Below are 13,545 nucleotides of genomic sequence, written 5' to 3' on the forward strand. Positions count from 1 at the left end.
GATACGTATAATCCAGCGAATAGCCATTCCGAATTGTATATAGCGATTACGGACAATGCAGAATTATATATACCGAAGACATAAGCGAATGCCCTATCCGACCTGCTCATAAATCGACCTCCTCCGTCCATTTCCGTCTGTATTCCGCCTCATTATCCGCGTACCAATCCGACCAGCAAGCGTCGTCGCAAAAGTACCGGTCGAAGAGCGAGTCATATGTTGCGGATCGCCCTTCGTTCAATACCCGGTTACATGCGGCGCAGATGGCGGCAGGTTTTGCGGACACTTACTCGGCGTCCTTTCGATCGAAACGTGCTTCGACTGGCGCGATGAGTTTGACCCTTACAGGGCTCAACCAATTGGCCGTACTGCCGCCTCTAACATTAACCCGGAATGTGTTGCTATCAAAATTACCAACAGTACCGATATCACCTACTGACAAGTCTGAGTAGCCCGGGTCTGTTACGCATACTACATCGCCTTTTTTATACTCGCCAACCTCACGTCCGATTGCGGCCCATCTCTTACGCTCTTCCTCTTCGGCCTGCTTTCGTTTTGCTTCGGCAACTTCTTCGTCAGTCGCGCGGACGAGTGGGTCTTCGGCAAACCAACCTGCATTATCTCCGTTTAAATGTTCGGTTAGGAACGGAATTATCGAATTATCGTCCTCGGTAATTTTTACGATATCACCGCGTTTAGACTGACTGTTGAAGGTGTAATCAACCTTCGCATAATCACCGACTTTCAACCGTTCAGGCTTCGGCTCGGCCTCTACGCTTGCGGCACTGACTTTGCGGTAGACTTCGAATGCTTCTCCGTAGGTATCAAAATCGTCTCCTTCGTCATCATGGATGCGCGGATCTCCGCAATCATCCACGCGATAAATTCCGTAAAACTTCCCTGCGGTTAGATATTCGTTTGGAGCTTCGTCAAACTTAACGAAATCGCCCGCCTTCGCCTCGCCTATAGCAATCCGCACGTACTTCGGTTCAGCTTCGCCTTTTAGCGCAGCGACGTCGGATTTTAATGCCGCGATATCCTTTTCGTTCGTGCTGACGCGAGCTTCTAATGACGGTTGAGATGCGGAGACTTTGCGGAAGAGTATGCTATTTCCGTCTGTTACGGCATTTCCGTGAAAGTCGTCTACCTCATCTCGGACAGATAACCACGAAGTACCCTCGTCACGTACTAGTAGGTAAAATTCGCCTAATTTAAGATCCGGATGCCTATGGCCGTTAAGCACCAAATCTCCGGACTTTCCGACTCGTCTTGCGTTCCCTTCCACGCGCTCATATTCCGCACCGTTATACGAAACCTTCGTAATTTCACCGTTCACCATATCGAGAGTTTTAACGCCTTCTAATTTCGCCATTCTAAACCGCCTCCGCTTCGTTATTTTCCGCAAAATCTTCCCGCATGAAATTCAGATCCATTTCGACCCAGCGCTTGCCTTCCCGATCCGACGGCCCCCAATAGTCGGTAATGCCGCGATTATCGAACATCCAAACGCGAGGGAATTCGCCCTCACCGATCAGCACGCCGATGAAGAAGTCGACGTCTTCAGGCGTATATGGCTGGCCGTCGCCTTTGCGCCCCTCCACCGTTAGGTAGCCGCGTTTTTCCCGGCGATCACGAATCGTCTTAACCTGAAACGTCTTCCATTCGCCAGTGCCCGGATCTCTTGCGCTGATATCGAACGGTTCTTCTGTCTCCGCTGTTGATACCGCCTGCCACCCGCTCGCCATTAAAGCTGCGCGGGCGATCAGTTCGGAATATTTGCCGATAGTTTCCTTGAGATGCGCCATTCAATCGTCCTCCTTAGTAAACCGGCGTAACGTCAGCCGATTCTCCCGTGATGACTTCGTATTCTCCGACAACCTCTTCGTCGGTCATTTTCGCAACTAGGATCGTTGAGTATTGTGCTTTCAATAGAAACTCGCGGTATTTTTTCACAAACGATCGTCCTCCTCGACTTCTTCTTCCTCTTCGAAAACGAAATCCTCTCCGTTTTTACCCGCTTCATAAGCCGCCCTCATCAATGTTGGAATATCGTATGTGAATCGTAGATCGCGCTCAAGAAAAGCGTCCTCAGGACAGTCGTTCAGTGGATATACGCTTACTTGAAGCTTCCCATCAACGTAAATATCTACAGTTGCCATATCGTCGTAATTAGTTCCGTGGACCATTTTTACGATCATATACATCGCTCTCCCTTCGTCTTATTAAAACGGCAAATCTTCGTCGTTTATTTCTTCGTCAGCTTTTTCGTTATTTGAGCCAGCACCGAGGCTTTTTCCGATCAGGCTGATATCGAATCCCGCTGCAACTAGGTTTTCGATCTGCGTCTTCTCGTCGGCTTCGAAAAGCAGGCCGTCGAACAAAGACATATCGAATTCTTTGCCGTCGTATTTGCTGAAGTTCTCGCGTTCCTTATCCGTTAAATCCTCTTCCATATCGATAAACGGCGTTAAGCTGACCGTCGTTGATGTTCCGGAACCCGTTTTCGAAAGCTCAAACGCAACCTTTCCGAGTTTCTTTTCAAACTTCGTGATAACTGCGTAAACGGCCTGCGCTTGCTTTTTCGAAAGGTCGATGATGATTGGATTACCGGTTTCTAAGTCGATGAAGCCGAGTGCATAACGTTCTTTGACGCGGTACTTGGCGGCTTCTTCCTTGTACTTCTCTTCCGTTTTTGAGTCGCCCTTATCCGCAGCCTCCTTCTTCAAATCCTGATAATACTTCCAAGCGAGATCCCACGGTGTGTAATCCGCAACCGGAAATCCTTTATCGTTCATTTTGCTTGGGTTCTCCGCAACGAACGAGTTTACTTTCTTGTAAATACCGTAGCTGTAGAAACGAATAAGGTCTTCGGTACCGAGTACGCGAACCTTAAAGGAAGATCCCGACTTAAAACTCGTAAACTCCATCCCGTTTCCGCTTCCGCCTTCGTTCGTTGAGTTTAAAGCGTTGAGCGCCGCCGCGCCTTTTTGAAATTGACTCATTCGATTTCCCCCTACGTTTTAATTTTGAGGCTTTTCGCCCTCGCAAAATGCCGGTATCTGCGTCCGAAACGGCGCCAGCGCGAAGCAGTAGCGACGCGACTCTTTTACTTAACGGACACCCCGACATTCTCCGAGCGCCGGGCCGCACACTCGCCGCCCTCATTCGCTCTCTTCGCGATTAACTTCGTAAATAAGTCCGCCAATTACAAGCGCTGCAATGACGCCAACAATTTCGATTAACCATGCGTTAGACATAGGCGGCAACTCCTCTCGCTGTACGCGTCAGTTCGCGTCTTAATTCGTGCGATTCCGTCGGTAATTCGTCCATACGCATACGCACCGCATTAATTCGGGCCTGCAACGCCAATTTAGTCGATAATGACCGGGCGCGAGACAAACGGTCTTCTAAATATCCGATCTCTTCTTCGAGTTCATCGCGAAACTTATCGATCCTAGCCACCTCTTCCGTAATTTGTTGCGACATTTTCGTAATTTCTTCCGTAATGAAATTCGTCACTTTACGCCGAATTCGATTGATGCATCCCTTATTCGGTGGGATTACGGTTTTAACAACGTCTTCATCTACCGCGAGCATGAACGTTGCTCCACGATGGGAATACATCCGAGCATCTTTTCCGTTGTTGTCCGGACCGATGCCGCAGTAAATCGCATTAGATAACATCTGCGACGCCCATGCTTCCGGCGTTTGGTTGCCGATCTTAAATCGTTTAGTAATTCGTTTCTTTGCGTGGTGGGATAGCGTTACTTTCATCCGACGCGCACCACCTGGATCGAAAGTGGACGGTAGTAGTCCGCCGGATCTTCGTCGACCGGCCATGCGCCTTGATATAAAATTTCGGTAAGTTTGCGCTGGTCTAGCGCTGGATACGTTTGAAAATCGATAAATTTGGGGATATTCATAGTACGTTCGCCTCCGTGTTAATTAGGTATAACGCACTAGATCGGAAGGTGTGTTCGTATACTGTTCGCTTGTCTTTTGCCAACAGATTAGATATGATGAGGATGTAACTACGCCCTCCGAGGCTAGTTGCGTTTTAAAGCGTGTTAAACAGATAGAAAAGCGTTAAGTTCGCCGTATTTCGATGCGTCGTAATTTTTCGCTAAGCCTTTGATTACACGTTCGACTTTTTTGTAATGGACGCCTACTCTCTGTCCGATCGATGCGTAAGTAGGACGTTCACTTGCAAGATGCTCATTAACGATTGCAGTCGTTAGTGAGTCGGATTTTTCTGTTAGGGCCTCGATAAGTTGCAGCTTATCTTGGTCCGTTTTTATTTCTCCACAAGTACGGGAAATCACGTACTCCTCGAGATCGAAATGCTCACCGGATTCGAATGTTGCAGCATTCTCCTCCGAAGTAGTGTCGATCGGTACTCGCTTATCTACGTAAGTTCCTTGTTTTCCGCGAATTACATCGACAGCCTTTCGCTTTAGATGAAACGCGATTACAGAATCTAAGTTGTTCGCGGTAGTTACGTTGAAAGTTTCGATGCACTGCCAAAGCCTTTCATTCAGAGCGCTTATAATATCGTCCTTAATGATCGTTCGCGCTGCCGAAAAGTCTTGTGCGATCTTTTCTACGATATCTTGATAATATCGAAAAATTTCATTAAATACCCGCGAATTTTTAGTCTCCTGATATTCAAGCACCATCTGTATTAAGTTTTTGTTTTCTTCCAACCTTATCTCCCCTCTCAATATAAGTTGCGTATAAATACCTTAGAATGGACACCTTTCAAGAAAGTTTTTTTATTTTTCTTTCTGTAGTCGTATATTAGCATGTTTTTCCTCTGAATTTTCAAAAAAGGAACAAGGTTGTAAATTACCGTTTTTGTTCATATACGTAAACATTTAAAAAAGCTCGCCTTTTACGGCGAGCCTCCTTAACTCATCCTCCTATTGCGTTAATTGCAACCTCTTTTGTTTGTCCCGCACCACCTGAACTAAATGCAGCACCCAACACCATCACGCAAGCCAACGTTAAAACAACTAATAAAGTCTTCTTCAAAAACAACCTCTCCTTTTTCTTCCCTTGTATATTTAAGGTTTTTTGTTAGGGATTCAATGAAATCGGTGCTTTCTCCCGACCTCACCAATTCCCTTACAATAATAGTTGCGTAGAAAAGGTTTGAATTGGACACGAAATCGCAAAACTTTTTATAAAGAGTTTCTTTCCCGCCGGCCTTCGACTCGAAATAACCTATTAAATCTGGGTCATTCGTTTTTCGAATCTCTTTCTCTACCTCTACAAAAGACATACGACCTTCTATAAAATTTTCCATATTCTTTAAAACATTTGGAGCGTCATTGTCGATCTTTCTTTTCATCAATAATCTAGCAAAGTTGTAGTTATAAACCGCATAACCAACCAAACGCATCTCTCCCGTTTTTTCTGCCTCATCGATGCTTCTCTTCAAATAACTTAGGCATAAGTTTTCGTCAGATATTAAGTATGTCATACCTATTATATAGAGAGCATCTGAATTAACTCTTTTATTTATACTCGCGTTGTATAAAATGTTCGCATAATGCCTTGCTTGTTTCAGATTATTAAGAAAAAGATGTGCATAAGCTAACACTTCGGATATTCTATAAGAGTAGCACTCCTTAAGAAAAAGGTGTGGCTTGTCATTCAACCCTTTTATTTGAATTTCTAATTCTGACGCCTTGTTTATAACGTAAGAAAATTGTCTTTTTTGGAGTAGCGCAATACAGTAGTAGATATCGACAAGGATTTTTAATATCGGGTCATTTATATTTGTTAGTTTTGATAACTCATCTTCAATCAAATGGAATGGAATATTCCCGTGGAGGTAATCACTTATGAAGGAGTAAACTTTCACATATTTCTCAATTACGTTTCTTTTTTCATGCCGGTAATTTTCCAGATGCTGATCAAGAAGTTGTTTATCTCTGGTAATTGCAGCATATTCGAACGTTTTTCTGATACAATCAGAACTGTCGACGAGTCTTGGGCATACTTCTCTCATGAATTCACGATAACGTTCTGGAACAACCAGTTGAGAAAGAACTAGGATACTTCTTAAAGTCAATTTCCTTTTTCCAGACCGCAAGTTACCCACTTGTTTAGTTGAAAGTTTCAAATGAGAAGCAATAACAGAATCATTTAAATCGTCTCTATCAGTAATTTTATCAAAAAGAAAATGTCTAACTTTATCCAATTGAATCACCCCGATTTCATTAAATGAATGACTTTTATCTATCTGTTAAGTATAATTAGATTATAAAACATTTGTTTACGTATGTAAACATAAATATGCAGGAGGATTAAGATGGTTGACTTTTCCCCACTTCTACAAACACTTTCAGAAAAAGGGTTGAAGATGAGTGATTTAAGACAAGTTATGAGTTCCTCGACCCAAGCAAAAATCTTAAAGAATCACAAAATCAGCGATTCTAAAATGAGGCTCGGGACTTTAGAAAAAATCTGCACGTTTCTGGATGTCCCCATAGAAAAGGTTATAAAAATAACTAAAGACTAATCATGGAAATGAATTCACCAATATAATAAAATAATACGGACACCTTTAAGATGGGAGGTGTTTGTTACGTTTAAGGTCGGCAAATGCCGGATACCTGAACTATGCTCTAAACGCGGTATTGATCAGACTCAACTCGCGGCTAAAGTCGGTTTAACAAAACAACACATTACGGACTACGTGAGTCTCCGCAATATACCGAGCATCGAGCGTGCTTATAATATCGCTCATGTACTCGACTGTGTACCCGAAGAACTCTACGAATGGTCCGAGGTATCCGACAGTAACACGGAGGGTTAACTTAACCTCCGCCGACCTTTAGTACGGGTATTCCCGTACTGTAACTCCAGACGCCAGCTCTTAACGTCCTCCGCACGTTCATACACCGCCATCAACTCCGTTCTCCCTTTCGCAATCAATAGTTCATTCGCATCCTTTCCTTCCGTAATATACCCGTGTGCCAGTCCGACTTTCCCGTATAAATAACGCTCGACCTCCGCCCGCAACTTCTCGCCGGCCTTATCGTTATCCGTCACGATGGTTACGTGTTCGATCGGAGACTGGACGATAATATCCGCTTTCCGTTGGTTAAACGAAGACCCACCGATACCGATCGCCGGCACTCCCGCCGTCATCCACGATTGTGCATCGATCTCCGCCTCGCATAAGACAACGCGTGTCAGCCGCCGATCATACACGACATTCATTCCGTAAACAAGGTCCCGTATCGGCCAGCCGCCTTTGACGTACCAGAACGCCTTGCCCCGCGTCGATCGGTATTTTACGTTAGCGAGCCGCCCGTTCGGCAACCGCCAAGGCAGCGCAACCGCACCGCTAGCCATACCGACTCCCATTAAACGTTGGACAGCCGGCATGATCCCGCGCCCTTTCAGATAATCGTTAGGCCCCGTAGCCACGTCGTCAAGAATCGATTCGCTCAACGGTTCGCGATTCTTGGCTAGCTTCAGCTTCGGAAGCCTGAGCGTAAGTTTTCCATCATCCGATTCCGGCGCATACGCATCGATCAGGTATTCGACCGTCTCTTCCTCGGTTTCTTCTCGCAAGAAGGCGAGCAGCTTAACGAAGCCACCCCGCGCATACTCTGCGTCATAATAGCCGCTATCGCCCCAATAGCCGGCCTTCGCGGTCGCCGTGTCTTCGAGATAAACGTAAAAGCTCGGCGTTCGGTCATAACGGAAAGGGCTGGCGGCCAGCAATCGCTCATCCGTCCAGGTTGGCCGCGTCCATTCGAATTGTTCGAGCTCATAACGTATGTCGACGTCGACCGGGCGGCCGTTTAACGTCAATGTCGGCACTTCCGTCTCACTCCTTTCGACCTAGAAATCGAACTGATCCGCCCCTTCTAGCTGCTTAATGACGCCAAACTGCGGAAGATAAATGATCTCAGCGGCCTTTCCTTCGCCACCATCCCGGCCTTTATTTAGTCCGATCAGGCCTCGACCTTCCTCTGCATTCGTATCAACCGCAATCAGTAGCGCAGCATCTTCGAGCAAAGCTTTCGTTTTCTTGACGTCTTTACGCTGCGGCAGCTTTAATTCGGAGTCTGCGTCTTTACCATCGCCTTCCTCCGCTTGCGTCAAAGCAAAGACAGTCGTTTTTGTTTGGCCGGCCAGACGACGGAGCTTCATCGATGTATTGGCCGCGTCTCCGCCCGCTGTCTTTGACGTGTTCTTTTCGTAATCGAGATAGTAAAAGGGATCGATGAGCACGACGTCGGCTTTCGTTTCGAGGATATCCGCCTTCAGGTCGCACAGTTTCCGAGAGTCGAAGTCCTCATCGTCTACCGCGCGGACAATGATGTTACCCGGAATCAATTCGTTCATCTTATCGAGGAACTCCATAAATCCGGCTTCGAATTCTTCGGATAGCTTGCCTTGGCGAACATCTCGCGAATTAAATCCGGCCTCAATATCTACGCCGTCAAGAGTAGCCTTTGCGACGCCAACGCTCGCTGAAATGGAAACGTAGAGCCTGACGAGAACCTCGTACCATCCCATTTCCATCGACCATATTAATACGTTCGCCCCCTGCATCGCGCAATTAATCGCTTCCTCCAGCGCAATAGCCGATTTTCCCCGGCCGGATTTCCCATAAATGACGTATACGTTCGATGAAACATAGCCGCCCATAGCACGGTTTATGAAGTCGAATTTGCTGCGCCAAATCCGGAAAGACTCGCCAGCCTTTCGGTTTTCATACTCGGCTTTAAATTTGTCGATATCTTTTTTGATATCGGTACCAATCGAACTACGAACGTTTGTTCTCATTTTAAACCTTTCGGCCTGCTCCGTCAACCACGTAAAAAATTCTTCCGGATTATCTTGCGCACTTTCCCACCGTTTCATAAATTCAGATTCGCCGTCTCCTTTACCGTTAACAACTTCGGAAAAGGCACGCAAAGCCGCTTGATTCCGTAATTTCTCCGCAAGGTAATCGTAGCTGGCCTCGATATTAAAATCCGGCTGGAAGTCCGGCACCTCATTCGCCACCATTTCGGCAGTCGGCGCCTGGCCTCCGTGTTTCTCCGCGTACTCCGTGATGTATCGGAGTGCCTTGCGTTCGCCTTCCGTCGGCAGATCCTCGGCGGCAATATTAAAGCGCAGCAACGCGTTCGGATCGTTCTGTTCGATCACCTTCGATAGCATTAAAACACCGTAGTTCATCCGCGATCCCTCCTCTTCTTACGCTATATGTTCGATTTCCTTCATCCTCATTGCGTTGAGCGTGTTCGCTCCTCCGTACTCTTCCAGCTTCCTATCGATGAAAGAAACGCCCTTCGCAGTAACGTACGTCTGTACAAAGTTAACTCCGTAATACCTAGACGGTGATTGTTTAACTTTAAAATAGCCTTCGTTGATGTAGCGCTGATAAGGAACCGGCGAGCCTTCTTTCCGAACAAATACGCCGATTGTCCGTAAAAATGACGTTAATTTGTTACGCCCAACACCAAGCGATTTGGCTGCCTGCTCCAACGTCTGAACGTTTGTCGCGGCGATAAAACGATCGTGTTCCTCCGCTTTCGGTTTCATTTCGGAAATTACTTCGTTTTGCTTGCGTACAGTCTCTAAAGTTGCGCTAAATAAAAGTTTTGTTTGGTCGTCTGCAAACGGCAGATACGTTTGAATAAATAGATCGTCATTCGCGACATAGCCTCCCGTTTTTCTGATTGTCGGGATGACTTCGTGAGTGATCCATCTTTTGAACTGTTTGGCTTCTGGTTTGCGGCTACCAAGAATCAAAGTGTAAAGACCCGCTTCATTTACAATATTTGTGTTACCTTGACGACCTATGTTGAACATAGCCCGTTCATCATCATCCAATTTCGCTACTGCTTGGGTGGCATTTTTAATCCCTAAAATCTCGCAGACATCTTTTGCGACGAACCAAGGTTCTCCATCCTTAACGACCGTTCTCACCTGTTGATCTTGATAATTGAATACTTTTTGTAATTCGTTCATCATCGCTCGACCTCCCGCTTTAATTTCGCCTTTACCTCGTCCTGCTTCGCCTTATATTCCGCATCACCGTACATCTCTTCCAAACGTTTGTAATCGTTTAACTCATCGATTTTCTTCGTTTTCTCTTTCGATTGCTTTTTCGTCATGCCACCCCACGCCTTTTCGATTCCTTCGCGAATCTTAGTTACAAGCTCTTCATTTGGTAACTCCGCAAAATGAAACGCCGTTCCCTCCGGCTCCGGATAATTTTCGTAATCAAAATCGTTAAGGAATCGTTCGGCGTACTGTTTGTGGCAGACCAACCGCAAGTCACTCGAATCAGCGACAAGACATTCGCCATTGATTGCGTCAGTCAGATCGAACTCGACGTAATTGGAGGCACCAATATCGTCCTCCTCTTCGACTTTACGCCGCGCATCAACGTAGAAAATACGGTCAGGGTATCCGTCTACTGCGACCAGGTCTCCGAAAGTAATGTCCGTTTTCATTCGGAATCCCTCGCGATCATACCGGTACTACACATTCGCGAAAATTGATATTGATCGATGTGGCGACTTTTTCCGCACTTTTGACAACCGATTTCATAGAATTCGATAGGATCAGGACGTACACCACTATAGTCGTACTCTATACAAAAATCCCGCACTCTCCACTCATGGAAACATTGCGACTGCATTCGCTTTCGTCTGAAGAAGTTCATCTCCGTAGCCCCCTTTTCGATTCTCCTTCGAACTCGATCACGCGACATAGATCTCGAATCCGATCCGTCAGTCGCTGCTCTCCGAACACATCCGGCAGCCGTTCGATCGCGATGTTACTCGTATAAATCGTCGGCAACTGGTCCGTTACTCTTGCGTTAACTATTGCGTGAAGATAGCCGCGAAATGCCGGCGTACAATCCCGCACTCCAACGTCATCCAGCACCGCAAAGGGAGTCGACATCGCCAGCGTCATCTTTCGTTTGAACTCCGTCAAGCCATCCTCGTCGTTCGTCATGGTTGCGAGGTTGAATTCCGTCTGCCATTCGTTCACATCGAGGAAATAGGCCGGTCGCTGCAATGGTTGCTGCCCGCGTTTTAACGAGCCGCTGTAATGGACGCGCAACCATTCGTTAAGGAGCGCCGCCGATGTCGTCGTCTTGCCGGTGCCGGAGTTCGCGCTGTAGAGATACAACGACTTGATACGGTCAGCCGGTTCGATATAGCCTTCCGTTTGCTCAAACTGACGCTCGAAAGTCTTGACGTAGTTCTCCATCGATTTATATATCGCTGGCTGCCCCGCTCTGGCTGGCGAATTGGCGAGCGTGGTAAGCCGGTAGTCACGCGGTAAGCCTGCCGCCGCAGACCGGCCGCCGTTGCCCGATGCGCCGTGTAGTGCGATGAAGTGCGGGCATTGGCGAGTACAGGCGGACGTGCCGGCCGCTTTGCATCCGTTAGCCAGGACGCAGTTTCTTTCGTTAGTCAATGGCGTTCACTCCTTTCGTTAGACCAATTCCGCAAGCAAATGCGTTATTAAAGTGACCCTTCTTCGTTGCTCATAAGAACCAATGTAATAGTCGCTAGAATGGAGCTCTTCCGTCAAAGCTTCGATTTTATCGATTAACTCATCCGTATGTCCCTGTCTTTCGGCCAATTTCGTAGCCTCTACGTATTCCGGTGTGCCAAACGTCCAATGTCCGATTTTCATTCGCCCACCTCCATCCGGCTGTCGTCGATGATTTTTAAGAACGAGTCTTCTCCGTCTTCATCAATTCCTTCCGTTACTGTAGGTAAATAATCGAATCCTCCATCCTCATAAAAAACCTTATCCTCGCTTACATCCACGATTTTTCCGTAATAATCCGCGACCTCATTAAATTCGAAACTACCGACAACATCCCCCACACGAACCTCAGTCGGCTGCGGCGCGTTCAGATATTCGTCAGGTACTTCGATACCGAGTGCGCGATGAAGAGCGATAGCTTTGCCGATATGCTCGTTGAAGCAGTCGTCCGGTGCGGCCTTGGCAATTCCTTTTACGTAGACTCTGCCGGAATACCTCCCTTTAATTAATACGACAACGGTACGCTTATTGCGGTTGACTATAAATTCAGCGTCACATTCACCGATTGGGCGCTTAATCACCCCGTTTGGAGCCAATTTTGCGATATCCGCCTTCGCCTGCTCAACGATTTCATCCCGGCGTTCTTGTGCGCCATTTCCAACCGGTGCCTGCGCCAGTAAGTCTCGTCTCGCATCTTCGTACCCTTTTGCATATGCCGCCAGCCGTAATTCTTCGATAGCATCTCTCGCAGTTTCTACCGCAGTATCATATCGTTCCATTTCGTCAGCCTCCTCGTTTTTAACTTCGTTATTGACGATGACTTCGTATTGTTCATTGTTTAAGAATATTGGCCATTCTCCCGACTTTCGCACTGCAACGCCGTGTTCATCGACACCGCCTATAACCGGAACAACATCGTGAAGCATGTACCTTGGTTCGTTGAAATCGTCGAGGATTAAAACTTTATCGCCAACCTTGGCTGGTCGCTTTTCTGTGACGATGAGTTCGGCGTCTTCTTTTCGAATTGCCGTCAGGTGGTGCGGTCCTTTTCGTATTAAATATGTGTATCCTTCGCGATCAACTTCAAACACCTGACCGATTTTATTCGCATACCAACTAGATTTATTTGGCGCCTTCAAAATCCGCACATACTTTTTCGTTTCAGTCATCTCGCAATCCCTCCGTTTAATAAAAGTCGTCACCGATTTCCGCCTGTTGCTCCCGCCTTTGTTGCGCTGCTGCTTCGGCCTTGATTTCCGCAACTGCCCGCTGCAAATTCCGTCCCATATACGTTTTCATCCAACCGAAACTGATGCCCGGATACTGCGGGTTCGGCCTGTATTCCGCAAAGCATAGATCGATGAATCGCTTCGTTACTTCCGGCCCGTATTCGCCCGGCTTCCGCTTCGTTCCGACCCAACGACCGAGCATTCCCGCTTCGGCCTGCCATCCGTGCATCGGAACGTAAGGTACGCCGTACAGCCGCTCATGCTCCGCCTTTAAATACGCCTGAAAGTCGCGCGTATTCCATTTGGATACCGGTTTATCTGTCGTCGGCATTTTCGTCACCCATTTCGGCATTCAAATAGCTACTTAACTCGTAATAAATAGCATCATAACAATAAATAGTGTCTTCTAGGTATTCATGTAAATCACTTAATAGATCATTCGCGACGCTATATTTCAAACTAAGCTTTTTTAATCGCTCCTCTAAGTATTCGATGTGACTTAGAAGCCGAGGAATATCTTCATCGTGAGCAAAAGCGATAAATTCTGCATCTTCCCCCTTTACGCAATCAGCGATAACTACACTACCTACATAATCCTCTCCGTCGTTCACTTTTCTTGTATTGGACACATCGCAGACGTAACACCCGTCTTCAACCATCCAATACCCTCCAGATGATCTTTCGTATCTTAGGCGGATCGCTTCGAGTTGGTCTTTCGTTAATTTAGAAGTCATACCGTTCGTCCTCCTTCGGTAAGAGATTCGCTAGACTT

20 protein-coding genes are annotated in these 13,545 nt (G+C 46.8%); 2 read left to right on the plus strand and 18 right to left on the minus strand.

Features of this window, described 5'->3' with window-relative positions:
• Positions 1-286: 286 nt before the first annotated feature.
• From NSQ39_RS17510 to NSQ39_RS17550, 9 genes are all read right to left on the minus strand, one after another.
• On the minus strand, positions 287-1,372 hold the full coding sequence (locus NSQ39_RS17510) for a hypothetical protein (protein ID WP_341016276.1): 1,086 nt from the start codon (positions 1,370-1,372) through the stop codon (positions 287-289).
• A 1-nt stretch (position 1,373) separates the two neighbouring features.
• Positions 1,374-1,805, minus strand: coding sequence for a hypothetical protein (locus NSQ39_RS17515; protein WP_341016279.1), 432 nt, complete (start codon positions 1,803-1,805; stop codon positions 1,374-1,376).
• A 13-nt stretch (positions 1,806-1,818) separates the two neighbouring features.
• Positions 1,819-1,953 carry a hypothetical protein gene (locus NSQ39_RS17520; protein WP_341016282.1) on the minus strand — a complete coding sequence of 45 codons (135 nt, stop codon included), beginning with the start codon at positions 1,951-1,953 and terminating at the stop codon, positions 1,819-1,821.
• Positions 1,950-2,198 (minus strand): hypothetical protein, encoded by a 249-nt coding sequence (locus NSQ39_RS17525; protein WP_335498877.1) that lies wholly within the window; start codon positions 2,196-2,198, stop codon positions 1,950-1,952. The genes NSQ39_RS17520 and NSQ39_RS17525 overlap by 4 nt, the downstream gene beginning before the upstream one ends.
• A gap of 24 nt (positions 2,199-2,222) precedes the next feature.
• Entirely contained in the window at positions 2,223-3,002 is a 780-nt protein-coding gene (locus tag NSQ39_RS17530; protein ID WP_335498874.1) for a hypothetical protein, read from the minus strand.
• A 247-nt stretch (positions 3,003-3,249) separates the two neighbouring features.
• On the minus strand, positions 3,250-3,774 hold the full coding sequence (locus NSQ39_RS17535) for a hypothetical protein (protein WP_335498871.1): 525 nt from the start codon (positions 3,772-3,774) through the stop codon (positions 3,250-3,252).
• On the minus strand, positions 3,771-3,923 hold the full coding sequence (locus NSQ39_RS17540) for a hypothetical protein (RefSeq protein WP_164918143.1): 153 nt from the start codon (positions 3,921-3,923) through the stop codon (positions 3,771-3,773). Before NSQ39_RS17540 ends, NSQ39_RS17535 begins: the two co-directional genes overlap by 4 nt.
• Before the next feature lie 144 nt (positions 3,924-4,067).
• A complete protein-coding gene (locus NSQ39_RS17545; RefSeq protein WP_128748340.1) occupies positions 4,068-4,703 on the minus strand; it encodes a sigma-70 family RNA polymerase sigma factor in 636 nt (211 codons plus the stop codon).
• A 263-nt stretch (positions 4,704-4,966) separates the two neighbouring features.
• Positions 4,967-6,205 (minus strand): AimR family lysis-lysogeny pheromone receptor, encoded by a 1,239-nt coding sequence (locus NSQ39_RS17550; protein ID WP_128748342.1) that lies wholly within the window; start codon positions 6,203-6,205, stop codon positions 4,967-4,969.
• 111 nt (positions 6,206-6,316) lie between these two features.
• On the opposite strand from NSQ39_RS17550, the gene NSQ39_RS17555 reads away from it, so the two are divergent.
• A complete protein-coding gene (locus NSQ39_RS17555; protein WP_128748344.1) occupies positions 6,317-6,526 on the plus strand; it encodes a helix-turn-helix domain-containing protein in 210 nt (69 codons plus the stop codon).
• 57 nt (positions 6,527-6,583) lie between these two features.
• Positions 6,584-6,823: a helix-turn-helix transcriptional regulator gene (locus NSQ39_RS23135; protein WP_164918181.1), complete on the plus strand. Its 240-nt coding sequence runs from the start codon at positions 6,584-6,586 to the stop codon at positions 6,821-6,823.
• Here the strand turns inward: NSQ39_RS23135 and NSQ39_RS17560 are convergent.
• The 9 genes from NSQ39_RS17560 to NSQ39_RS17600 all read right to left on the minus strand — a co-directional run bounded on the left by NSQ39_RS17560 (position 6,820) and on the right by NSQ39_RS17600 (position 13,507).
• Positions 6,820-7,587, minus strand: a complete 768-nt coding sequence (locus NSQ39_RS17560; RefSeq protein ID WP_341016293.1) for a toprim domain-containing protein — start codon at positions 7,585-7,587, stop codon at positions 6,820-6,822. The genes NSQ39_RS23135 and NSQ39_RS17560 overlap by 4 nt on opposite strands.
• 273 nt (positions 7,588-7,860) lie before the next feature.
• Positions 7,861-9,207: a DnaB-like helicase C-terminal domain-containing protein gene (locus NSQ39_RS17565; RefSeq protein WP_341016296.1), complete on the minus strand. Its 1,347-nt coding sequence runs from the start codon at positions 9,205-9,207 to the stop codon at positions 7,861-7,863.
• An 18-nt stretch (positions 9,208-9,225) separates the two neighbouring features.
• A complete protein-coding gene (locus NSQ39_RS17570; RefSeq protein WP_236689806.1) occupies positions 9,226-10,005 on the minus strand; it encodes a phage antirepressor in 780 nt (259 codons plus the stop codon).
• Entirely contained in the window at positions 10,002-10,490 is a 489-nt protein-coding gene (locus tag NSQ39_RS17575; RefSeq protein WP_341016300.1) for a hypothetical protein, read from the minus strand. The genes NSQ39_RS17570 and NSQ39_RS17575 overlap by 4 nt, the downstream gene beginning before the upstream one ends.
• Before the next feature lie 208 nt (positions 10,491-10,698).
• Positions 10,699-11,466 carry an ATP-binding protein gene (locus NSQ39_RS17580; RefSeq protein WP_046132601.1) on the minus strand — a complete coding sequence of 256 codons (768 nt, stop codon included), beginning with the start codon at positions 11,464-11,466 and terminating at the stop codon, positions 10,699-10,701.
• A gap of 18 nt (positions 11,467-11,484) precedes the next feature.
• A complete protein-coding gene (locus NSQ39_RS17585; RefSeq protein ID WP_046132602.1) occupies positions 11,485-11,688 on the minus strand; it encodes a hypothetical protein in 204 nt (67 codons plus the stop codon).
• Complete coding sequence (locus NSQ39_RS17590; protein WP_046132603.1) at positions 11,685-12,713, minus strand: hypothetical protein; 1,029 nt, start codon at positions 12,711-12,713, stop codon at positions 11,685-11,687. The genes NSQ39_RS17585 and NSQ39_RS17590 overlap by 4 nt, the downstream gene beginning before the upstream one ends.
• Positions 12,714-12,729: 16 nt before the next feature.
• Positions 12,730-13,104 (minus strand): hypothetical protein, encoded by a 375-nt coding sequence (locus NSQ39_RS17595; RefSeq protein ID WP_046132604.1) that lies wholly within the window; start codon positions 13,102-13,104, stop codon positions 12,730-12,732.
• Positions 13,088-13,507 (minus strand): hypothetical protein, encoded by a 420-nt coding sequence (locus NSQ39_RS17600; RefSeq protein ID WP_046132605.1) that lies wholly within the window; start codon positions 13,505-13,507, stop codon positions 13,088-13,090. Before NSQ39_RS17600 ends, NSQ39_RS17595 begins: the two co-directional genes overlap by 17 nt.
• Between the last annotated feature and the right edge of the window lie 38 nt (positions 13,508-13,545).

It is taken from the genome of Bacillus sp. FSL W8-0848 (assembly GCF_038007805.1).
Taxonomy (GTDB): Bacteria; Bacillota; Bacilli; order Bacillales; family Bacillaceae; genus Bacillus; species Bacillus glycinifermentans.

Bases quoted from the DNA above. Each gene is read 5' to 3' on its own strand.
- NSQ39_RS17510 (WP_341016276.1), bottom strand. From the start codon at position 1,372: ATGGCGAAATTAGAAGGCGTTAAAACTCTCGATATGGTGAACGGTGAA.
- NSQ39_RS17515 (WP_341016279.1), bottom strand. From the start codon at position 1,805: ATGGCGCATCTCAAGGAAACTATCGGCAAATATTCCGAACTGATCGCC.
- NSQ39_RS17525 (WP_335498877.1), bottom strand. From the start codon at position 2,198: ATGATCGTAAAAATGGTCCACGGAACTAATTACGACGATATGGCAACT.
- NSQ39_RS17530 (WP_335498874.1), bottom strand. From the start codon at position 3,002: ATGAGTCAATTTCAAAAAGGCGCGGCGGCGCTCAACGCTTTAAACTCA.
- NSQ39_RS17535 (WP_335498871.1), bottom strand. From the start codon at position 3,774: ATGAAAGTAACGCTATCCCACCACGCAAAGAAACGAATTACTAAACGA.
- NSQ39_RS17540 (WP_164918143.1), bottom strand. From the start codon at position 3,923: ATGAATATCCCCAAATTTATCGATTTTCAAACGTATCCAGCGCTAGAC.
- NSQ39_RS17555 (WP_128748344.1), top strand. From the start codon at position 6,317: ATGGTTGACTTTTCCCCACTTCTACAAACACTTTCAGAAAAAGGGTTG.
- NSQ39_RS17565 (WP_341016296.1), bottom strand. From the start codon at position 9,207: ATGAACTACGGTGTTTTAATGCTATCGAAGGTGATCGAACAGAACGAT.
- NSQ39_RS17570 (WP_236689806.1), bottom strand. From the start codon at position 10,005: ATGATGAACGAATTACAAAAAGTATTCAATTATCAAGATCAACAGGTG.
- NSQ39_RS17575 (WP_341016300.1), bottom strand. From the start codon at position 10,490: ATGAAAACGGACATTACTTTCGGAGACCTGGTCGCAGTAGACGGATAC.
- NSQ39_RS17585 (WP_046132602.1), bottom strand. From the start codon at position 11,688: ATGAAAATCGGACATTGGACGTTTGGCACACCGGAATACGTAGAGGCT.
- NSQ39_RS17590 (WP_046132603.1), bottom strand. From the start codon at position 12,713: ATGACTGAAACGAAAAAGTATGTGCGGATTTTGAAGGCGCCAAATAAA.
- NSQ39_RS17595 (WP_046132604.1), bottom strand. From the start codon at position 13,104: ATGCCGACGACAGATAAACCGGTATCCAAATGGAATACGCGCGACTTT.
- NSQ39_RS17600 (WP_046132605.1), bottom strand. From the start codon at position 13,507: ATGACTTCTAAATTAACGAAAGACCAACTCGAAGCGATCCGCCTAAGA.